This window comes from Angustibacter sp. McL0619, from assembly GCF_049994355.1.
Classification (GTDB): domain Bacteria; phylum Actinomycetota; class Actinomycetes; order Actinomycetales; family Angustibacteraceae; genus Angustibacter.
The window spans coordinates 3,960,851-3,980,060 of the sequence record NZ_CP188257.1 but is presented as its reverse complement, the minus strand read 5'-3'; the positions used below and the strand labels follow the sequence as shown (position 1 = coordinate 3,980,060).

Sequence of the window (19,210 nt, the reverse complement as noted above, 5' to 3'; positions counted from 1 at the left end):
ACGGGCGTCGTCGGTGGCCGGACGTAGGCTGGTCCGCGATGACCACACTGTTCGACGACCTCCCCGTCCCGGGCTTCGGGCCCGAATCCTCCGACGACCCGTCCGGGGGGTCGGCGCGCTCCCCGGAGGCGCTGCTGGACGGGCTCAACCCGCCGCAGCGCGAGGCCGTCCTGCACGAGGGCTCGCCGCTGCTCATCGTGGCGGGGGCCGGTTCGGGCAAGACCCGGGTGCTCACCCACCGCGTCGCGTACCTGCTGGCCGCCCGAGGCGCTCGGCCGGGTCAGGTGCTGGCCATCACGTTCACCAACAAGGCCGCCGGCGAGATGAAGGAGCGGGTGGCCGGGCTGGTGGGTCCGCGGGCGGCGTCCATGTGGGTGTCCACCTTCCACAGCGCCTGCGTGCGGATCCTGCGCCGCGAGGCCACCCACGTCGGTTTGAAGTCGACGTTCTCGATCTACGACGCGGCGGACAGCCAGCGGCTGATGGCCCTGGTCTGCCGCGACCTCGACCTCGACCCCAAGCGCTACCCGCCGCGCGCGTTCTGCGCCCAGGTGTCCAACCTGAAGAACGAGCTGATCGACGAGGAGACGTTCGCCGAGCGCGCCCGCGGCGAGGGCGGCAACCCGGCCGAGCAGAACCTCGCCGAGGCCTACCGGATGTACCAGCAGCGGCTGCGCCAGGCCAACGCGCTGGACTTCGACGACCTGATCATGACCACGGTGAATGTGCTGCAGGCCTTCCCGGACGTCGCCGAGCACTACCGGCGGCGGTTTCGGCACGTGCTGGTCGACGAGTACCAGGACACCAACCACGCGCAGTACGTGCTGGTCCGCGAGCTGGTCGGCGGTTCGACGTCCGAGGCCAGGCGGGGTGCCGACGACGCCGTCGAGAAGGTCGAGGTGCCGCCCGGCGAGCTGACCGTGGTCGGCGACCAGGACCAGTCGATCTACGCGTTCCGCGGCGCCTCGATGCGCAACATCGTCGAGTTCGAGACCGACTACCCCGACGCCCGCACGATCACGCTCGAACAGAACTACCGCTCCACCCAGACCATCCTGACGGCCGCCAACGCGGTGATCTCGCGCAACCCGGACCGCCGTCCCAAGAACCTCTGGACGGCGCACGACGGCGGCCCCAAGATCGTCGGCTACGTCGCCGACAACGAGTGGGACGAAGCGTCCTTCGTGGCTCAGGAGATCGACCGACTCTCCGACACCGAGGGCGTCAAGCCGCGGGATGTGGCCGTGTTCTACCGGACGAACGCCCAGTCCCGCGCGGTGGAGGAGGTTCTCGTCCGGGTCGGGCTGCCCTACAAGCTCGTCGGCGGCACCCGGTTCTACGAGCGTCGTGAGGTCAAGGACGCCCTGGCCTACCTGCGGGTGCTCGCCAACGGCGCCGACACGGTCAACCTGCGGCGCATCCTCAACGTGCCCAAGCGCGGCATCGGGGACCGCGCCGAGGCCGTCGTCGCGGTGCTCGCCGACCGCGAGCGCATCTCGTTCGCCGAGGCGCTGGCCAGGGCCGACGAGGCCCCCGGCATCGCGACCCGCTCGCTGGCCTGCATCCGCGCCTTCACCGCGCTGCTCGAGGCTCTGCGCACGATCGTGGACGGCGGCGCCGGGCCGGCGACCGTGCTGGAGGCCATCCTGGAGCAGACCGGCTACGTGAGCGAGCTGCAGGCCAGCCAGGACCCGCAGGACGAGACGCGGCTGGAGAACCTCGCCGAGCTCGTCCAGGTGGCCCGCGAGTTCGAGGAGACCGAGCCCGGCGGCTCACTGACCGACTTCCTCGAGCGGGTCTCGCTGGTCGCCGACACCGACGACATCCCGGACGCCGAGGCCGAGGACGTCGGCGTGGTGACCCTGATGACCCTGCACACCGCCAAGGGCCTGGAGTTCCCCGTGGTGTTCCTGACCGGCATGGAGGACGGCGTCTTCCCGCACCTGCGCGCACTCGGGGACGCCACCGAGCTCGCCGAGGAGCGCCGGCTCGCCTACGTGGGCATCACCAGGGCGATGGAGCGGCTGTACCTGTCCCGGGCCGCGGTGCGCAGCGCGTGGGGTGCGCCGTCGTACAACCCGCCGTCCCGCTTCCTCGATGAGCTGCCGGCCGACGTCGTCGACTGGCGGCGGCTCGAGACCACCGGGGTGCGCGGGGCGTCCGCCCCGGCGGTCGCCAGGTTGTCGCAGCAGCCAGGGGTGCGCTCGCCCGGCAACCGCGAGATCCTGCACCTGGAGCCGGGGGACCGGGTCACCCACGACACGTTCGGTCTCGGCACCGTCGTACAGATGGAGGGCTCCGGCGACAAGAGCATGGCCCACGTCGACTTCGGCGACGACGGAGTCAAGCGGCTGTTGCTGCGCTACGCGCCTGTCGAGAAGCTCTGACCGGGTATGCCCCAGCCGCACGCCCAAGGATTCCGGGATGTTGGCTCTGTGGCGGCCCAGTTCCTGGCGTTGCTCTTCGAACAGCCTTATTGCCGCATGGGCAACGTTGTCGAGCAATGCGACGTGCACGACGCCGCGAAGGCATCGGGCTCAACGCGGCTAGATGCGTGCACTTCTTCCGATTAGGGTTCATGGATGGAGCCGACGGAGAGTCAAGGCCCCTACCAGCCACGAACGCCGCCGATGGCCGAGGACGATCCGGTTGTGCAGTGGCTGCTGCAGGGCGATCCGGCGATCCGCTGGCAGGTGCTGCGCGACCTCGTCAACGCCACGGAGACCGAGGTGGCGACCGAGCGAGCGCGGGTGGAGCACGAGGGCTGGGGTGCTCGGCTGCTGGCGCTGCGGGCTCCTGATGGCCTGTGGGCGAACGGAGCCTGCTTTCCGCGTACCGCGGCGTTCGCAGCGGCCACTGCGCGGGCTCTGGCTGCCGGTGAGCCACCGCCTCCTTTCCCGTCGCCCGACGCGGAACCGGCCGAGGCGCCGACCGACGAGTCGAGTGCCGAGCCGGGCCAGCCGTGGACCGCGACGTACCCGGCCCTGCTCGACCTGTGCCACCTGGGCGTACCCCCGGACAGTCCGGTGATGCAAGAGACCGCACACCTGGTGGCCCGCAACTGCCGCTGGGAGTACGACGGCCTGCCGTTCTTCGCCGGCGAAGTGGACTGCTGCATCAACGCCGGCACGATCCTGATCGGTGCCTACCTGGGCGTCGACGTCGACCCGGTGGTGCGGCGGCTCGTGGCAGACCAGATGCCGGATGGTGGCTGGAACTGCTGGGCCGAGACGCGCCCAGCGCCGGCATCCTTCGCAAGCACCCTGGACGTGATCGACGCGCTGCTGAGGTGGGAGCGCCATACCGGCGGATCAGAGGAGGTACGCCGGGTTCGCCGGAACGGAGAGGAGTACCTGCTCCGGCGCAACCTCTTCCGGTCGTTGCGCACGGGCGAGGTGGTCAACCCGCAGTGGGCGCTGTTCTCCTACCCCCCACGCTGGCACTACGACCTGCTCAAGGCCACGGAGTACTTCGCCCGTCGTGGGGGCACTCCGGATCCGCGGCTGACCGAAGCGATCGAACGCGTCCGCGCGAAGCGCCGACCCGACGGGCGTTGGCTGCTCGAGAACAGCCACTCAGGCGCGGTCCACTTCCGGTTCGAGGAACCCGACGGGACGCCTAGCCGGTGGAACACCTTGAGGGCGCTGCGGGTGCTGCGCTGGTACGACGCGTCCGCCCACTCCGGCAACGCGAGCAAGGCGTCTTGATCGGCTATGACTGCTCGATCACGCACCAGCCGGACCATGTAACCGCTGGGATCGGCCGCCGATGAGAAATGGCGCCGACGGTGGTCTGAGTGCGGTCCGGTGAAAACGCGCTGCGCGCACCAAGGGAGAGCAACGAGATGAGACCACTTCGATACTCGATCAACGTCACACTCGACGGCTGCTGCCATCACGAGGCGGGGCTCCCGCCCGACGAGGAGTCGATGCGCTACTGGACCGCTGAGATGAGACGAGCCGATGCCCTGCTATTCGGCCGGGTGACCTACGAGATGATGGAGGCGGCGTGGCGGCAGCCGGCCACGAGCACGTGGCCTGACTGGATGGATGAGTGGGAGATCCCGTTCGCCGAGACCATCGACCGGACGAAGAAGTACGTCGTGTCGAGCACGCTGAGCGGGGTGGATTGGAATGCCGAGCTGGTGCGAGGCGACTTGGGGCAAGCGGTTCAGCGGCTCAAGCAGGAGCCAGGCGAGGGCCTCTTCGTGGGTGGCGTGACGCTCCCCCTGGCGTTGGCAGATCTGGGACTGATCGACGAGTACGGGTTCCTTGTGCAGCCGGTCGTTGCCGGACAGGGGCCGACGTTGCTCGCCGGTCTGCGCGAGCGCATCCAGCTCGAGCTCGTGGATCGCCATGAGTTCCGGTCGGGGGCGGTCGCCCTGCGATACCGGCCCGCGCGAGTAACGGCTTGACGCGATGTGTCCTGGCACGTTGGCCGCTGCCTCGACGACGGAACGACAGTTCTCGCGGCACGATGGGTTCCATGTCGAGGCGCGCAGCTGAAGTAGCCGTCCCTGCAGGCGAAGTCCTGACCCGTCAGGAGTTGCTCCGCCTGCTTGGACCTGTGCCTGAGGCAGGTGCACTCGAGTCTGAGATCCACGAGGAGGTCCAGTGTGATGGTTACGCGCGCCGCCTGGTCTCCTACGACGTGCCTTCAGGTCGTGCCTCGGCGTTCGTATGCATCCCCGACCAGCTGGAGGGGACGGCACCGCTGGTGTTCTGCCACCACCAGCACGCTGGTGAGTTCGATCTCGGCAAGAGCGAGGTGTGCGGGCTGCGCGGCAACCCTGACCAGGCGTACGCGGCCGAGCTGGCTCAGCGCGGCTTTGTCACCATCGCCCCGGACTCCATCGGGTTTGAGGACCGTAACTGGGCCGACGGGTCGAACGTCGGCTGGTTCGAGCTGTCCTCGCGAGTCGTGCTGGGGCGCACCCTGCTGGCTGACGAGCTTCAGGAGGTGTCGTTGGCCATCGACTACGCGAGCACCTTGGCCGAAGTGGACCCGGCCCGCGTCGGCTTCATCGGGCACTCTTTCGGTGGCCGGATGGCGATGTGGGCGCCTGCCTGGGACGAGCGCATCCGGGCCAGTGTGTCGAACTGCGGGTGCATCTCCTACCGCGAGTCCTTCTCCCGTGACGCCGGCTTCCAGGCCGACTTCGTCGTACCCGGCTTCGCCGCACGGTTCGACGTCGCGGACGTGCTCGCCCATTCGACCAGGTGCAAGGTCCTGGTCATCGCCGCCCAGGAGGACGTGTGGAGTCGAGGGACCGACGAGCTCCACCGGCGACTGCGCCAACTGGGCGTGCGGGACGTCCGCGTCCACTCAGTGCCCGGCGACCACGAGTTCCGGCAGCCAGAGCGTGAGCTCGCCTACAGCTTCCTGGCCGACGTGTTGGTGCGCGTGCCAGATCCGGGCGGCGATTGGACTGGTACTGCCGTTCACCGACAATGAACCTTGTGGAGAACCAGCAGACACCGCAGTCGGCCGAGGGTGAGGCGAAGGTCATCACGCTCTGCGGCTCGACCAAGTTTGAGGCCGAGTTCGCGGAGGTCAACGAGCGGCTCACGTTGGATGGTTGCGTCGTGATCAGCCTCGGAATGTTCCGCCTCCCCGACCTGCCGGACTACGACTGGACAGCCGACTGCTCGGACCTGAAGGGGCGGCTCGGCGCCATGCACTTCCAGAAGATTCGCATGGCTGACGAGGTGTACATGGTGGATCCGGGAGGCTATGTAGGTGAGTCAACCCGACGGGAGATTGCCTACGCGGAGTCGCTCGGCAAGCCGGTTCGGTATCTGAGTCGCGAGCGCTTGGCTCGAACGGGAGATGGCCCCCAAGAGTGAGTCGGACCGGACGTAAGCGGATTCCAGTCATCACATCGGGGCGGCCATGTAGCTGGTGTCACCCGAGCCCGGTGGCTCGTCGCGCACCTTGGCGCACCGCAGGCACTTCAGGAAGTACCCGTCGGGGCTGCCTGGGTAGCGCACCCGCTTCCAGTTGTGGCCGGCGACCATGCACAGCGCTCGCTTCATCACGGCTCGGCTCCGATCCTCGGCCCGCGACTCACCATCCGCTGCGCCCAGTGCGCCGTCAAGACCACCGGGAGGCCAACTCGGTGTCCCTGCGGCAGGAGCGGCGGTCGGCTGGCTCGGCACGAACAACTCGCCCGTCTGTTACGCGGCAGTTCCGGTAACGACTGCCTGACCAGCGCGACCGTCCATAGGGACACCCAGTGAGGGCTCTCACCAGACGCGGACCAGGCGTGGAAACACGCGCCGGTCAGAGCACCTGCACCTCGACGCGGCGGTTCTTCGCCTGCGCCTGTCGGACGTCGGATGCCGACCCCGTCTCGGGGACCAGCGGCTTGGACTCGCCGTACCCGCGGACGTCGAACGTCCAGCCGGCCCCGAGCCTGGTCGCCAGAGCGTCCCGGACGGCCACGGCGCGCTGCTGCGACAGCACGAGGTTGTGCGCCGTCGTGCCCTGCGAGTCGGTGTGACCGTAGATCCCAAGCTTGCGGCCGGACTGCTGCTTCAGAGCCTTGGCGGCCGCGTCCAGCGACGCGTTGGCCCTCGGCGTCAGCGCTGCGGAGTCGAGCTTGAACAGCACGGCGGTGTCGAGGTCGACCCGCACCGCCTTGCCCTTGTTGACCGTCGCCGCGGCGGTCCGGGACCGGGTGAACGCCTCGGTGGTGCGCAGGTCGAACTGGTCGAGGTCGGCGGCCGGGGACGGCGTCCCGGACACCGCGAGACCCAGCACCGGCTGAGCCGCGACCGGGTACACGTCGAGCGCGCTACCGCCCGGGTCGGCCAGGTCGACCGTGGCCAGCACGGCCTGGCCCTTCGCCGGCACAGCGATCCTGGTGCACACGCAGTCGCTGCCCTTGGTCAGCGCCGTCCCCACGGTGCCCGTGCCGGCCGCGGCCACCCGCAGGCCGGCCAGGCCGGTGGCCTGACCGAAGCCGGGCGCGTCGCCGTTGAGCAGCGCCAGCGACGCGCCCTCATCGCCGCGGGCCGACAGCTCGACCGTGAGCCGGACGACTCCCGCCGACGGCCGCTCGGCCCGCTCGACCCGCAGCACGAAGCCCTTCGGCGCACGGACCGCCGTGCCGGCCGGGTCGGCCAGCGCCGCGGGCGCGCTCAGGGCGATCGCGGCCACCCCGAGGGCCGGCACACCGGCCAGGGCCAGCGCGCGTCGACGCGTGCCGAACAGCCTCACTGGGTGACCTTCTGGTTGGCGAACGTGCCCGCTCCCGTGACGTTCACGGTGACCTGGTCGGTGCCCTTCGGGGCGCTCATCGTCACGTAGACCGGCATCGACGCGCTGCCACCCGCGGCTCCCAGCCGGGTGCATAGGCAGATGTTGTTCTTGTCCCGTACCGGCAGGTAGACCGACGCGTCGCCGGCGGTGGTCAGCTGGACCGCCGAGAACTCACCGTTGATAGGGGAGGAGACGGCGCCGTTCGCGTCCTTGAGGGTCTGGTAGCCCGGCTCGGTCCACACGCTGAAGTTCGTGGTGGCCTTGGAGCCGTCCAGCGACCCTTCGACGACGATCCGGTCGTCGGCCACCCGTCGCACGCCGGTCAGCGTGAACACCCACCCGTCACGGGCCTGCTTGGTGCCCAGTGCCGGCTCGGCGCTGGGCGTTGCGGTCGGCCCGACCGGGTAGGCGGTGCCAGGGTTTGCGGCCGGCGAGGACGACCCGGACGGGCTGGAGCCTGCGGACGGCTTGTCGTCGCCCGAGCAGGCGGCCAGGGCCGTCACGGCCAGGGCGCCCGCCAGCACCATCGCGAAACCCGTGCGCCTCATCCTGAGCAGTCCCTCCGTCGCCCACCGCCGGGGTGGGGTAGCCGAGTGCATAAATCGGTAGCACCGTATCGGAACGGACTACCTCCGCCCTATTCGACCAGCCCCACCCGCCAGCGCAGCGGCTCGAGATCAAGGGTCGGCGTCGGCGTCGGCGTCGGAGTGGGGGTCGCCGTCCCGCTAGGCGTGCCCGTCGGGGTCGACGTCGGGGTGGCTTCGGGGGTGGGAAACGCCCCGGAGCCGGTCAGGCAGTGCCCCCCGACGACGATGCCGAGCCGGCCGCCGTCCGCGCACAGCCCGCTGCGCGGCTCGGCCCGCGCGACCGCCCGCGCCTCGGGCTTGGTCTGCGTGTCGTGCACGTCCGTCAGGCTGCGGGTGGTGGCCAGGTACTCGACCCCGCGAGGGCCGACCCGGACGTCGAACCCCGTCAGCTCCGCTCCGTTGCTGCTGGCGAACCGCTCGGCCTGCGAGCGGGCGGCGCCGCCGTCCAGATCCGTGGGGTCGCCGTCCAGCAGCGCGTGCAGCAGCCGGACCCTGGCTGGGAAGCTGCCCTCCAGCGCCTGCTCGTAGAGGTCGTCCACGGCCTCCCGCCACGCCTCGGCGGCGGCCAGCGCCGCGGCGTCCGCGGAGGTGCGGGTCTGGGTCCGCTTCTGTACCCCGTCCCCCAGCATGGTGATCACCAGCAGGACGGCGGCCAGCAGGCCGGCCACCGCGGGGATGAGCAACAGCGACGTCTGCCCGTCGTCCCCTCGCCTGCCGCTCATCTCGCCCTTCCGGTCGCTGGTGTTCATCGCTGGACGCCGAAAGGTGGCCGGGGTTCCCGGCCACCTCTCGACGAGCGTCGTGCTCAGCCGCCCAGCGTGCCCACCGCTTCCTTGATCTTGTTCATCAGGGTGGTGCCGATGTCGGTGGCCTTCGCGGCGACGATGACCACGCCGACCAGGGCGACGACCACGAAGATCACGCCGGCGTACTCGGTCGAGGCCTGGCCGCGGTCGTCCTTGCGCAGCGACTCCAGGGCGCCGGCCACGTAGCCGGTGACCGCGATCTGGGCGGCGACGAGGTTGCGCGTCATGGTGTCCATCTCAAGCTCCTTGGGTGGTGTTGCGCTGTGGTCCGGTGTTTGCGTGCTGTCCTGACACCGAGAACGCTATGAGCCGGGCATCGGGCGCAGGAGAGGCGAAAGGCCCCATCCAGGGCCCAACCTGCGGCGGGTCCGGCGCCCCATCCACGACCCATCCACGACCCATCCACGACCCATCGACGACCCGTCAACGACCCAGCCAGCGCACGATCGCCTCGCTGCGGCTGGTCACCGCGAGCTTGGGATAGATCCGGTTGAGGTGGTTCTTGACCGTCTTCTCCGACACGAAGAGCTTGCTGGCGATGGCGGCGTTGCTCAGCCCCTCGGACAGCGCGTCCAGCAGCTCGCACTCGCGGCCGGTCAGCCCGAAGTCCGGACGTGCGGGCGCGGTCTGCGCGCGGCCCGCCGAGCCCCCGTGCACGGCTACCTCGACAGCCGCCGGGCTGAGTACCATCCCGCCGTTCACGCAGGTGGTCAGGGCCGAGACCAGCTCGCCCTCGCCGAACGCGCCGTGCACCAGGTAGCCGCGGGCGCCACGGCGCAGCGCCTCGGCGATCACGTCCGGCTCCTCGGAGTGGGTGAGCATGACGGCCGGCACGGTGCCGTCGAGCTGCTCGAGCACCCCGAGCCCGTCCAGCACCGGCATCCGCACGTCCAGGAACACCACGTCGAAGCGCTCACTACCCAGCAGCTCCAGTGCCTGGACGCCGTTCGCGGCCTCCTGCACCTGCTCGACCAGCCCGACGTCCGACAGCATCGCCGTCAGGCCTAGCCGGACCACCGGGTTGTCGTCCACCACCAGTACCTTCATGCCCCCTCGCTTCCGGCCGCGACCGCCAGGTCGTCGTCCTGTCGTTCAAGCAGCGCGCCGGGAAGGCGCATCCGGACGGTCGTGCCGGCCCCCGGCGCCGTGCTGACCTCCGTCGTCCCGTTGACCCGGCGCATCCGCTCGTGCACGCCGACCAGGCCGTAGTGGCCGTCGGTGTGCAGCGTCGCCAGGTCCGGCTCGGGCATGCCCCGGCCGTCGTCAGTGACCTCCACGAGCACCCAGCCGTCGTCCTCGCCGGCGCTCAGCCGGACTCGCCGCGCGTCAGCGTGCCGGGCCACGTTCTCCAACAGCTCGGACACGCTGCGCACCACCTCGTAGCGAGCGCCGGGGCCGAGGTCGAGGTCGCGCTCAGCCACCCGGACGTCGACCACGACGTCCGGGTGCTGCGCGCGCCAGCGCTCGGCGACGTCGCGCAGCGCAGGAGTCAGCTCCTCCGGTGCGTGTCGCAGGTCGGCGAGCAGCCGGCGCGAGTCGTTTCGGGCCAGCTCGCTGGCGGCCATCAGCGCGCGGGCATCGGCGGCGCGGCTGCTGCTGTCCTGCTCGAGCCGACGGGTCAGGCTGGTGGCCAGCAGGTGCAGGCCGTGCAGGGTCTTGCTCAGGCTGTCGTGCATCTCCTGGGCCAGCCGGGTGCGCTCCTCGGCGTGCGCCCGGCTCAGCTCGCTGGCGTGCACCCGGCGGTAGAGCGCGTCCCGCGAGGTCAGCAGGTTGCTGAGCCGCCGGCCGAGCAGCGCGCAGGCGCACAGCAGCAGCAGCCGGCCCAGCATGCCGCCGATCTCGGCCGCCACTTGGTCCCCGTCGTGGGCCAGCGGGACGACGGCCAGCACGTGCAGCCCGACCACTGCGCTGACCGCCAGCACGACCCCGCGCAGCCGGCAGGCCGCGCCGAGCAGGGCCAGCGACGCGCCCACGTAGACCAGCGCCGAGCTGCCGACCCCGAACAGCACGAGCACCAGCACCGTCGCCACGGTGTCGACCACCGGGTACCACGGCGCGGACAGCATCCGCTGGCCGACTCCGTCCCACCAGCGCACCGGCAGGAAGCTGAGCGGCAGCACCAGGATCGCCACCAGCAGGGTCCACAGCGGCGCGTCGGCCAGGCCCTCGGTGACCACCAGCAGGGCCAGCGCGGCCAGTCGCAGGTCGCACAGGATCTTGACCAGCTCGCTGAGCCCGCGCGCGCTAGCCACCGAAGATGCCCTTCAGGTTGGCGATCTGGCTGAGCACCAGCGCCGACATGATCAGCAGGATCGCCCCCGGCACGATGACCAGCGTCACCACCAGGCTGACCTTGGGGGTGGCCTTCGCCGCCGCCCGCCGAGCCACCTGCGCGGCCTCGCGGCGCACCTCGCCGGCGATGTCGTTCAGCGCCTGGGACAGCGGCGTGCCGAGCTCCTCGGCCTGCAGCATCGCGGTCACCCACGAGCCTAGGGACGGCGTGTCGTTGCGCTCGCGCAACTGCTCGAACGCCTGCCGTCGGGCCAGGCCGAGCCGCATGTCGTCCAGCACGCGGCGCACCTCGTCCGACAGCGGGGTCTGCTCGACCGACGAGACCCGCTCCAGCGCGGCCTGCAACGACAGGCCGGCCGTCACGGTGACAGCCAGCACGTCCAGGAAGTCCGGCAGCTCGCGCGCGATCTGGGCCTGGCGGCGGTTGGCCAGCCCGCGCAGCCAGAAGTCCATCCAGCCGGCGAACAGCAGGAAGACGATGAGCCCGATCAGGGCCTGCCCAGCCAGCAGCAGGAAGAGCGCCGCGACCACGCCGATCACCGCGAAACCGGCCTGCCGGCGGACGAAGTCACGGGTCGCCATGCCCTCCGGGCGGCCGGCCCGGGCCAGCCGGCGGTCCAGGGCGGCCAGCCGGCGGGTGCCGTAGGCGGCGAGCAGGAAGCGCTGGAAGCGCACGCCGAGGCCGTCGATCAGCCGCGCGACCAACGGGGGTGTGGCGTCCGCGTCCACCCCCAGGTCGAAGGTGCCCTCGACGAGCTCGAGGCCGGTGCTGCGCGCCATCCGCCACCCGATCACGGCCAGCCCGACCACGGCGGTGGTCGCGAGCGGGATGAGCAGGACGGCCATCAGATCTCGATGTCCGTGATCTTGCGGATGAGCAGGAACCCGACCAGGAACAGCACACCGGACACCAGCATCACGCCCTGGCCGATCAGGGTCTGGCTGAGCTGGTCCAGCGCGCCGGGGGTGATCAGGTTCATGATCAGCACCGAGGCGACGCCGATGCCGACGACCGTGTAGCCGCCGAACAGCGCACCGGAAACCGCAGTCCGGATCTCGCGGCGCAGCTCCTTGCGGGTCTCCAGCGTTGCGGCGATGTTCACCAGCGCCGAGACCAGGGCCCCGCCGGCCCGGCTCTGGATCACCAGCGTCTGCACCAGCACGGCCAGCTCGCGCGAGGGCAGGCGCTCGCGCAGGTCCTCCAGCGCGTCGTCCAGGCTCTGCCCGAGCGCGAGCTGGCGAGCGACCTCGCCGAACTCCTCGGCCGCCGGAGCCGGCATCTCACGGGCCGCCAGGTCGATGGCCGTGCGCAGCGCCAGCCCCGCGGACGCCGCGTTGGACAGCACCCGAGCGAGGTCGGGCAGCTGCGCGACGAACGCCTCGACGCGCTTGCGGCGCCTGCGGTCCAGCCACCTGCTCGCACTCACCACGACGGCGAGCGCGATGACGACCGCACCGATGTTGCCCAGCAGCGGCCGGCTGATCAGTGCGAGCAGCAGTGCCGAGACCCCGACCAGCAGCACGTAGTCGCCCGGGCCGACGCTCAGCGTCGCACCGGCCAGGCGGCGGTCGAGCCGGTGCCCGTAGTCCGTACGCCGGACCCGCGAGTTCCAGCGTCGCCGCAGCCGGCCCACCTGGTCACCGCTGGCCAGACCCGCCGCGCTCTCCCGGATCGCCCGGTCGCGCTGGTAGCTGTCCCGGAACGCGGCGAGCCCGAGCACGGTCACCACCAGGGTGACTAGCAGCAGCGCCGCGATGGTCGCGGGGGACGCCGTCACGCGCGCCCCCAGGAGGTGGCGTCCTGGTCGGGGGCGGACCCCAGGCCGGTGAAGGCGCCGGGGACGCTCTCGCCCATCCCGACCAGTCGGGCGGACATCGTCGAGGGCAACGCGTGGTGCCGGTAGCGACCGGTGACCCGGTCACCGGGCACCAGCGGGTTCGCCTCGTAGTGGGCCAGCGGCTCGATCCGGTAGTCCTCGCGGCGACGGGACACCAGGGCGGCCACCTCGACCACCTTGCGCGAACCGTCGCTCTGCCGGGCGAGCTGGACGACGATGTCGATGGCACCGTTCAGCTGGTCGCGCAGGACGTCCACCGGCAGTCCGAGCTCGCTCATCGAGGCCAGCGTCTCCAGCCGGCTGAGGGCGTCGTCCGCGCTGTTGGCGTGCACGGTGGCCAACGACCCCTCGTGGCCGGTGTTCATCGCCTGCAGCATGTCCAGCGTCTCGCCGCCGCGGACCTCGCCGACCACGATCCGGTCCGGCCGCATCCGCAGGCTGTTGCGCACCAGGTCGCGGATGGTCACCTCGCCGCGTCCCTCCACGTTGGACGGGCGCGACTCGAGCCGGACGACGTGCGGTTGCTGCAGCGTGAGCTCGGCGGCGTCCTCGACGGTGATGATCCGCTCGTGGTCCGGGATCAGGCCGGACAGCGCGTTCAGGAAGGTCGTCTTGCCCGAGCCGGTGCCGCCGGAGATGACGATGTTGAACTTGGCCCGCACGCAGGCCGACAGCAGGGCCACCACCTCGGGGCTGACGGTGTCCCGCTCGACCAGCTCGTGCAGCCGGAACGGCCGGGGGAAGCGCCGGATGGTCAGCGTCGGACCGTCCAGCGCGAGCGGCGGGATGATCACGTTGACCCGCTCGCCGGTGGCCAGCCGGGCGTCCACCATCGGGCTGGACTCGTCCACCCGTCGGTTGACCCGCGACACGATCCGGTCGATGGTCTGCATCAGCTGGGCCTGCGAGGAGAAGACCGTGGGGTGGCGCTCCACCCGGCCGCGTCGCTCGACGAAGACGTTGTCCGGGCCGTTGACCATGATCTCGGTGATCGACTCGTCGGCCAGCAGCGGCTCGAGCACGCCCAGCCCGAGCGCCTCGTCGACCACCCGGCGGATGAAGGCGGCGCGTTCCCGGTTGCTCATCACCGGGCCTTCGATGCTCAGCAGGTCGCCGAGCCGGCGCTCCAGCCGCGCCCGGCGCTGCACCTCGCTGAGCCCGCGCAGCTCGTCGCGGTCCAGCTCCTCCAGCAGCCGCTCGAGGTAGGCGCCGACGAGGTTGATCTCCTCGCCGGAGCCTCGCTCGTCGGCCGCGACCCTGTCCTTCAGCCCCATGCGTCAACCCTCGGCAGATCGGCGTGCTTGGTCACCGTGAACGACCCGGCGGTGAGCACCCCGGGGACGCCGAACGGCACCTCGACCTGCACGGTCGAGCACTCGCCCGCGCAGCCGCCGCCGGAGCCGACGCTCACCTGCCGGACCCGCACCCAGCCCGGCAGCGCGGACTGGGCGGCGGAGTACGGCGTGGTGGCGCTGGCCGGCGAGGCGGCCCGGGCAGCGTCACGGGCCGCCCGGCTGGCCGCCTCGACGGCGGTCACCGCGTAGAGCCCCTGGACCATGCCCATCGTGAGCACGACCAGGATCGGCACGCTCGCCACCAGCTCGACGGCGATGCTGCCGTCCTCGCCGCAGCTCCTGGTCGCGCCGATCACGAGGGCTCCGGCTGGAACTCGGCCCGGGCGACGACGTCCAGGTCGATGGGGCTGGGCAGCGGGATGACCCGCGGGGTGTGCACCCGCACCGCGACCGTGCTGGCGCCCTGGTCGATGCTGACCGACGAGCCGTCCCCGAAGGACAGCGGCAGCGCGTGGTGCGCGGCCGCGTTCACGGTGGCGGGGTCCGCTCGCACCGAGGCCTCGCGCGCCACCTCCTGCGCCGCGTGGTGGGCCAGGATCTGGGTGACGCCGAACACCACGCCCTGCAGGCAGAGCAGGAAGACCGCGACGAACAGCCCGACCACCACGGGCAGCTCCACCATCGACTGCCCGTTGTCCCCGACGACGCGTCGTCCGCGCCGGCGGCGGCCGGACGTGCGGGTCAGCGGCTCGACCTCGACCTGCAGGCCGGCTGCCTCGGGGGGCGACAGCTGCTCGCGCAGGCCCAGTGACCGGCCCACCGCGCAGACCGCGCGTGCGGCGACGCCCGGGCGGGCCGTGGCCAGGGTGCCCGTGTTGACAGCCGGTTCGAGCTCGGCGAACACCTCGGGGACGGCGCCGGCCAGCGGGATCTGGACGACGCGCTGCGCGAAGTCGGGCTGCACCTCGCGTCGTCGGCTGACCATGTTGACGACCAGCCGGACGTCGTCGGGCTGGCGGATCGCGAGCCGCTCCCAGGCGACCAGGCTGCGCCGGGCCGAACGCAGGCTGACCACGTCCGCCGTGACCACGAGCAGCGCGTCGTCGGCCATCTCCAGCACCGTGGCCGACGCGTCGTCCAGGGTCGCACCGACGTCGACCAGGATGAGCTCGAACTGCATCCGCAGCTGGTTGAGCACCTGCCGGGTGACCAGCGCGGTCACGTCCTCGGCGCGCTCGGCCTCGACCGGGGCGGTGAGCACCGCGAACCCGGCCGGCACGTCCTGCACGACCTCGCGGATGCTCCGGCCGGTGATCTCGCTCGCCACGTCTGCGAGGTCGGCGATGGACCGGCGCGGGGTGACCCCGCAGTAGTAGGCGACGTCCCCCTTGCGCAGGTCGAGGTCCACCAGACACAGAGTGCGGCTGGGCAGCACGCTCTGCTGGGCCAGCAGCACGCTCAGCGTCGTCGTCCCGACACCGCCCTTGGCGCCGGCGATCGCCACCACCCGACCGCGGCCGGCGGCGAAGCCGCCCTGGCCGGTGACGTGGTTGCGCAGCGTGCGGCTCCAGGACGCGGCGTTGTCGACCCGGGCCTGCAGGTCTTGCAGCGACAGAGGCAGCGCGATCATCCCGCGGGCGCCGGCCTCGATCACCGCGCTGAGCGTGAACGGGTCGGGGTCGCGGCTGAGCACCAGCACCGCGAGCATCGGCCGGGACTGTCCGAGGTTGCGCACCAGGTCGAGCGCGGGCATCTCGGTCAGGCCGTCGTCGACCAGGACGACGTCCACCTCACCGTCGTCCAGCGCCGCGACCAGCTCGGCGGTGGTGGACAGCACGCCGACCAGGTCGACCTCGGTGGCCTCGCCGGCGATCGAGCGGACCGAGCTGCGGACGTCCTCGTCCTGGCTGACCAGGACGATCGAGGCGCTCACGAGCCGTTCCCGGCGGGGAAGATCAGGTCGCCCGGGTGCACCTGCGAGTCGTCGTTGCGGGCTCGCAGCGCCAGCCGCACCTTCACCGCGAAGCTCTCCGCGTAGGCGACTCGCAGCGCCGTCTGGGTCGGCAGCGCGAACGTGACCGGCACCGCCTTGCCCTCGCTGAAAGCCTGGCCATCGCCCTGCCGCTCGACCTGCTCCGGCAGTCCGACGTCGATCACCAGCGCGTTCTGCGCCCAGATGCTGGACGTGCTCTGCTTGCCGTCCTCGCCCTTGAAGGTCGCGATGATGTCCACCCGGTCGCCGGAGCGGACCTTGCCCGCCACCCCGGTCTCGGCGTCGACCAGGATCGCGACCTCGCGGTTGCCCTGCTGGATCCCCGGGCGGTCGATGAACATGCCGCGCTCGGCGAAGGTGCCCTTCGCGTAGGCGTTCACCGGGACCAGGCCGACCACGTCGCGGGCGTCCTGGATCGCGCCGGTGGACAGCCACTTGGCCGGCACCTGGCGCAGCTCGACGTCCTCGGGCGTGACCGGCTGGTAGGCCTTCAGGTCGTTCGCCAAGGCGACGACCGGGACGAAGTCGCCGGCCTTGGCGTTCACGCTGGACACGAAGGACAGCACGGAGACGAAGACGGCGAGCGCGCCGAGGGCGGCGACAGCCAGGAGCAGCACGCCACGTCGCTGGCGGGGATTCACAGGGCAGGCACCTCGTCGTGGTTGGGCAGCGGGGACGTGGAGACATGCGGGCCCGGCTGGCCGGGGACGACGCCGCAGAACGGGCAGGTCGCCTGGCGGACCTGGCGCGCGCAGCCGGTGCAGGGTCTGGCCGGCTGTTGCAACGCGCGCTCGACGACGGTCTCGAGTGGCTCGGTCAGCACGGTGAGCTCCGCCCACCGCCTGGCCCCCCAGAACGTGCGCGGCGGCACGTCACGCAGCATCACTGTCGGCTCGGCCGGTGCGCCCGGCAGCAGCGGGTACCAGGTGTCGGCGGCGACGACGACCGCGGACGTCGCGACCGGGTTCGCCGGCAGGCTCTTCGTGACGGCGTCGAGCGTGTTCGGCGCGCCGACCGTGCCGGCCTCCAGGTCGACAGCGAACCGGCTGCCCGGCACCAGGCCCAGCCCGTGCTGGACGACGCTGGGCGCCGGCCGCCGCAGGCCGGAGACCCCGTCCACCAGCGCGAGCGTGCGCAGCGCGCCGTTCACCGCCGGCGCGACCGCGTGCAGGTCGGCCACCGGCAGGTAGGGGCTGACGAAGTCCAGGCAGCGCATCAGCAGCGCGATCCGGCTCGGCGGCTCGCTCAGGGCCAGCACGGCGACGTCCGCGCGCTCGCTGAGTGCCCGGACGACCCCGGCCCGGTGGGACTGCCGCTCCTCGCCCGGCTCGTCGCAGGTCAGCAGCAGCACCCCGGACCGGTCGTCGTCCGGCGCGCCCAGCAGGGACTGCAGCTCGGTCGCGTCGGCGCCGGCCGCGGCCAGCCGGGCGTGCTCGACCGCGACCTGAGGCAGGCCGAGCCCGACGAGGGTCACGAGTCCTGCCCGTCGGTGGACGGCGCCTCGGTGCCCTGGTCGCCCGCCCGGACCACGATCGAGCCGAGGATCTGGTTCCAGGTGCCCTGGTCGAAGTCGTCCTGCGCGGCCGCGTACCGGAAGCCGTACTTGGGCAGGCCGGCCGTCTCCACGATCAGCTCGCGCTGGCGGACCGTGGTCGGCGCCAGCCGGACGCCGGTCACCGACGTGCCGCCCTTGGTGCGGTAGGTGACGTCGAAGGTGACGGCGTCGGTCGAGCCGGCCACCTTGACGTGCGTGCTCGCACCCAGCGTCGTGTCGTCCGGCAGGCCCGCCTCGAGCTGGGCGCGCAGCACCTTCTCGCGGATCGGCAGCGGCCCGACCAGATCGCGCCCGACGAACGCGAGCAGCAGTGGCGGCGGGACGGTCTGCGCGGCGTAGGGGACGCCCACCTCGAGCGCGGCCGACGGGGCAGCCCGCTGGTCGTCCGGCCGGTTCTGCCACTGCGGCGGCAGCGCGACGCTGAAGCCCGGCCCCTGCCGGGTCTGCCAGCCGGCCGGAGCGCTGGCCTCGTCGGCCGGGACGGTCGCGGTCGTCAGGGCCTGCGGCGCGCTGTCGGAGGAGGAGCCGCACCCCGCCGTGCTCATCGTGACCGCCACCGCGAACAGCCCGACCAGCCCGGGCAGGAGAGGACGACGCCGGGCGACGCCAGGCCCTCGCCGCGTCCACCTCGACATGCCTGGCACCTCCTCCGCTGCACCAACACCCACGATCACCATCCGCGTGACGTCCTTCCGACCGAACCCGCCTGCCGTGGAAGGGAACGTCCCCTCGCCTCGACCGGACCCTGCGGGCTCAAGAGGAGCGAGCCCACCACCATCTCGGCGACCCACCGGAGCACTTCGGCCAGACTCCGGACGGTCACCCAGTCCCCACCCACGGTGTGCGCCGCGACCCCGTTCAGCACGAACCAACCGGCCCAGCCGAGCACCCCGGCGAGCGCGGCGGTCGGGATGAACTCGGTGCGCGACTCCACCTCATACCGACGCCGATGCCATGAGGCAGCCCACATACCGCACACAGCACGCAGACACCCCACAAGCAGCAGCATCAGACCGTACCCCACGAACTCGGGCATCAGGGCCAGAGCGGGCGATAAGGCGTCAGTCATCGCCGTGACGAACAGCAGGGTTAGCAGCACGCCGCTGACCGCGCCGGCCACGACGCCGGCCCACGAGACCGTCCACCCACGCCCACCGGTCACAGCAGCACCACCGCCAGCACGACCGCGGCGATCAGTGCCATCACCGCGTAGACGAACACGTCGTCCCCGCTCAGGCCGCGCTCGCGCAGCGGCGGGGTCAGGGTGAAGTGGCTCGGGCGCCTCGGGTCGTACCAGGCCGGCCGGCGCTGGCCCTGCCACGCCTTCGCGTCGTCGTGGTAGAAGTCCTGCGCCTGGCCGACGTGCCGCTCGCCGTCCGGGGTGAGCACCTCGCCTCGGACGACGAACAGCTGGTTGCCCGGGGCGCCCTCGTCGAAGGCGTTCCGGTCGAACCGGACGTCGGTGACCAGGGCCTCGCCCTCGACCCAGCGCCGCCGGCGCAACCCACGTGAGATGGCGACCAGCACCCCGCCGAGCAGGATGGCCCCGACGAGGTAGACGGCGAACGGCTGGTGCACCGG

Annotated in this window: 22 protein-coding genes; 5 read left to right on the top strand and 17 right to left on the bottom strand. The window is 71.6% G+C overall.

Going from position 1 to position 19,210, the window contains the following annotated elements:
- Positions 1 to 38: 38 nt before the first annotated feature.
- The 5 genes from pcrA (at position 39) to ACPPVT_RS18495 (ending at position 5,846) form a co-directional block, all read left to right on the top strand.
- Positions 39 to 2,387 carry a DNA helicase PcrA gene (pcrA, locus tag ACPPVT_RS18515; RefSeq protein ID WP_426562852.1) on the top strand — a complete coding sequence of 783 codons (2,349 nt, stop codon included), beginning with the start codon at positions 39 to 41 and terminating at the stop codon, positions 2,385 to 2,387.
- Positions 2,388 to 2,582: 195 nt separating this feature from the next.
- Entirely contained in the window at positions 2,583 to 3,707 is a 1,125-nt protein-coding gene (locus ACPPVT_RS18510; protein ID WP_426562850.1) for a hypothetical protein, read from the top strand.
- A 137-nt stretch (positions 3,708 to 3,844) separates the two neighbouring features.
- Positions 3,845 to 4,414 (top strand): dihydrofolate reductase family protein, encoded by a 570-nt coding sequence (locus tag ACPPVT_RS18505; protein WP_426562848.1) that lies wholly within the window; start codon positions 3,845 to 3,847, stop codon positions 4,412 to 4,414.
- A 236-nt stretch (positions 4,415 to 4,650) separates the two neighbouring features.
- A complete protein-coding gene (locus ACPPVT_RS18500) occupies positions 4,651 to 5,454 on the top strand; it encodes an alpha/beta hydrolase family protein (protein WP_426562846.1) in 804 nt (267 codons plus the stop codon).
- A 5-nt stretch (positions 5,455 to 5,459) separates the two neighbouring features.
- Positions 5,460 to 5,846 (top strand): hypothetical protein, encoded by a 387-nt coding sequence (locus ACPPVT_RS18495; protein WP_426562844.1) that lies wholly within the window; start codon positions 5,460 to 5,462, stop codon positions 5,844 to 5,846.
- A 30-nt stretch (positions 5,847 to 5,876) separates the two neighbouring features.
- Here the strand turns inward: ACPPVT_RS18495 and ACPPVT_RS18490 are convergent, their stop codons facing one another.
- From ACPPVT_RS18490 to ACPPVT_RS18410, 17 genes are all read right to left on the bottom strand, one after another.
- Positions 5,877 to 6,035, bottom strand: a complete 159-nt coding sequence (locus ACPPVT_RS18490) for a hypothetical protein (protein WP_426562842.1) — start codon at positions 6,033 to 6,035, stop codon at positions 5,877 to 5,879.
- Between the two features lie 247 nt (positions 6,036 to 6,282).
- Positions 6,283 to 7,221 carry an OmpA family protein gene (locus ACPPVT_RS18485; protein WP_426562840.1) on the bottom strand — a complete coding sequence of 313 codons (939 nt, stop codon included), beginning with the start codon at positions 7,219 to 7,221 and terminating at the stop codon, positions 6,283 to 6,285.
- Positions 7,218 to 7,811 (bottom strand): hypothetical protein, encoded by a 594-nt coding sequence (locus ACPPVT_RS18480; protein ID WP_426562838.1) that lies wholly within the window; start codon positions 7,809 to 7,811, stop codon positions 7,218 to 7,220. The genes ACPPVT_RS18485 and ACPPVT_RS18480 overlap by 4 nt, the downstream gene beginning before the upstream one ends.
- A gap of 89 nt (positions 7,812 to 7,900) precedes the next feature.
- Positions 7,901 to 8,572 (bottom strand): hypothetical protein, encoded by a 672-nt coding sequence (locus tag ACPPVT_RS18475; protein WP_426562836.1) that lies wholly within the window; start codon positions 8,570 to 8,572, stop codon positions 7,901 to 7,903.
- A gap of 83 nt (positions 8,573 to 8,655) precedes the next feature.
- Positions 8,656 to 8,892, bottom strand: a complete 237-nt coding sequence (locus ACPPVT_RS18470) for a hypothetical protein (protein WP_426562834.1) — start codon at positions 8,890 to 8,892, stop codon at positions 8,656 to 8,658.
- Between the two features lie 187 nt (positions 8,893 to 9,079).
- Positions 9,080 to 9,703, bottom strand: coding sequence for a response regulator (locus ACPPVT_RS18465; protein ID WP_426562832.1), 624 nt, complete (start codon positions 9,701 to 9,703; stop codon positions 9,080 to 9,082).
- Entirely contained in the window at positions 9,700 to 10,908 is a 1,209-nt protein-coding gene (locus ACPPVT_RS18460; RefSeq protein ID WP_426562830.1) for a sensor histidine kinase, read from the bottom strand. Before ACPPVT_RS18460 ends, ACPPVT_RS18465 begins: the two co-directional genes overlap by 4 nt.
- On the bottom strand, positions 10,901 to 11,794 hold the full coding sequence (locus tag ACPPVT_RS18455; RefSeq protein WP_426562828.1) for a type II secretion system F family protein: 894 nt from the start codon (positions 11,792 to 11,794) through the stop codon (positions 10,901 to 10,903). The genes ACPPVT_RS18460 and ACPPVT_RS18455 overlap by 8 nt, the downstream gene beginning before the upstream one ends.
- Entirely contained in the window at positions 11,794 to 12,726 is a 933-nt protein-coding gene (locus ACPPVT_RS18450) for a type II secretion system F family protein (RefSeq protein WP_426562826.1), read from the bottom strand. Before ACPPVT_RS18450 ends, ACPPVT_RS18455 begins: the two co-directional genes overlap by 1 nt.
- Positions 12,723 to 14,060 (bottom strand): CpaF family protein, encoded by a 1,338-nt coding sequence (locus tag ACPPVT_RS18445; protein ID WP_426562824.1) that lies wholly within the window; start codon positions 14,058 to 14,060, stop codon positions 12,723 to 12,725. Before ACPPVT_RS18445 ends, ACPPVT_RS18450 begins: the two co-directional genes overlap by 4 nt.
- Positions 14,051 to 14,437 carry a TadE/TadG family type IV pilus assembly protein gene (locus ACPPVT_RS18440; protein ID WP_426562822.1) on the bottom strand — a complete coding sequence of 129 codons (387 nt, stop codon included), beginning with the start codon at positions 14,435 to 14,437 and terminating at the stop codon, positions 14,051 to 14,053. The genes ACPPVT_RS18445 and ACPPVT_RS18440 overlap by 10 nt, the downstream gene beginning before the upstream one ends.
- Positions 14,434 to 16,014: an AAA family ATPase gene (locus tag ACPPVT_RS18435; RefSeq protein ID WP_426562820.1), complete on the bottom strand. Its 1,581-nt coding sequence runs from the start codon at positions 16,012 to 16,014 to the stop codon at positions 14,434 to 14,436. Before ACPPVT_RS18435 ends, ACPPVT_RS18440 begins: the two co-directional genes overlap by 4 nt.
- Positions 16,011 to 16,715: a Flp pilus assembly protein CpaB gene (gene cpaB / locus ACPPVT_RS18430; RefSeq protein WP_426562818.1), complete on the bottom strand. Its 705-nt coding sequence runs from the start codon at positions 16,713 to 16,715 to the stop codon at positions 16,011 to 16,013. The genes ACPPVT_RS18435 and cpaB overlap by 4 nt, the downstream gene beginning before the upstream one ends.
- Complete coding sequence (locus tag ACPPVT_RS18425) at positions 16,712 to 17,548, bottom strand: hypothetical protein (RefSeq protein ID WP_426562816.1); 837 nt, start codon at positions 17,546 to 17,548, stop codon at positions 16,712 to 16,714. The genes cpaB and ACPPVT_RS18425 overlap by 4 nt, the downstream gene beginning before the upstream one ends.
- The gene (locus ACPPVT_RS18420; RefSeq protein ID WP_426562814.1) at positions 17,545 to 18,264 is read right to left on the bottom strand and encodes a hypothetical protein; all 720 of its coding nucleotides are present in this window, start codon (positions 18,262 to 18,264) and stop codon (positions 17,545 to 17,547) included. Before ACPPVT_RS18420 ends, ACPPVT_RS18425 begins: the two co-directional genes overlap by 4 nt.
- A gap of 35 nt (positions 18,265 to 18,299) precedes the next feature.
- Positions 18,300 to 18,791 (bottom strand): hypothetical protein, encoded by a 492-nt coding sequence (locus ACPPVT_RS18415; RefSeq protein ID WP_426562812.1) that lies wholly within the window; start codon positions 18,789 to 18,791, stop codon positions 18,300 to 18,302.
- Positions 18,788 to 19,207, bottom strand: coding sequence for a hypothetical protein (locus ACPPVT_RS18410; RefSeq protein WP_426562810.1), 420 nt, complete (start codon positions 19,205 to 19,207; stop codon positions 18,788 to 18,790). Before ACPPVT_RS18410 ends, ACPPVT_RS18415 begins: the two co-directional genes overlap by 4 nt.
- Positions 19,208 to 19,210 lie beyond the last annotated feature (3 nt).

Coding starts and splice junctions, on each gene's coding strand:
- pcrA (WP_426562852.1), top strand. CDS start 39: ATGACCACACTGTTCGACGACCTCCCCGTCCCGGGCTTCGGGCCCGAA.
- ACPPVT_RS18510 (WP_426562850.1), top strand. CDS start 2,583: ATGGAGCCGACGGAGAGTCAAGGCCCCTACCAGCCACGAACGCCGCCG.
- ACPPVT_RS18505 (WP_426562848.1), top strand. CDS start 3,845: ATGAGACCACTTCGATACTCGATCAACGTCACACTCGACGGCTGCTGC.
- ACPPVT_RS18490 (WP_426562842.1), bottom strand. CDS start 6,035: ATGAAGCGAGCGCTGTGCATGGTCGCCGGCCACAACTGGAAGCGGGTG.
- ACPPVT_RS18480 (WP_426562838.1), bottom strand. CDS start 7,811: ATGAGGCGCACGGGTTTCGCGATGGTGCTGGCGGGCGCCCTGGCCGTG.
- ACPPVT_RS18475 (WP_426562836.1), bottom strand. CDS start 8,572: ATGAGCGGCAGGCGAGGGGACGACGGGCAGACGTCGCTGTTGCTCATC.
- ACPPVT_RS18470 (WP_426562834.1), bottom strand. CDS start 8,892: ATGGACACCATGACGCGCAACCTCGTCGCCGCCCAGATCGCGGTCACC.
- ACPPVT_RS18465 (WP_426562832.1), bottom strand. CDS start 9,703: ATGAAGGTACTGGTGGTGGACGACAACCCGGTGGTCCGGCTAGGCCTG.
- ACPPVT_RS18455 (WP_426562828.1), bottom strand. CDS start 11,794: ATGGCCGTCCTGCTCATCCCGCTCGCGACCACCGCCGTGGTCGGGCTG.
- ACPPVT_RS18445 (WP_426562824.1), bottom strand. CDS start 14,060: ATGGGGCTGAAGGACAGGGTCGCGGCCGACGAGCGAGGCTCCGGCGAG.
- ACPPVT_RS18420 (WP_426562814.1), bottom strand. CDS start 18,264: ATGTCGAGGTGGACGCGGCGAGGGCCTGGCGTCGCCCGGCGTCGTCCT.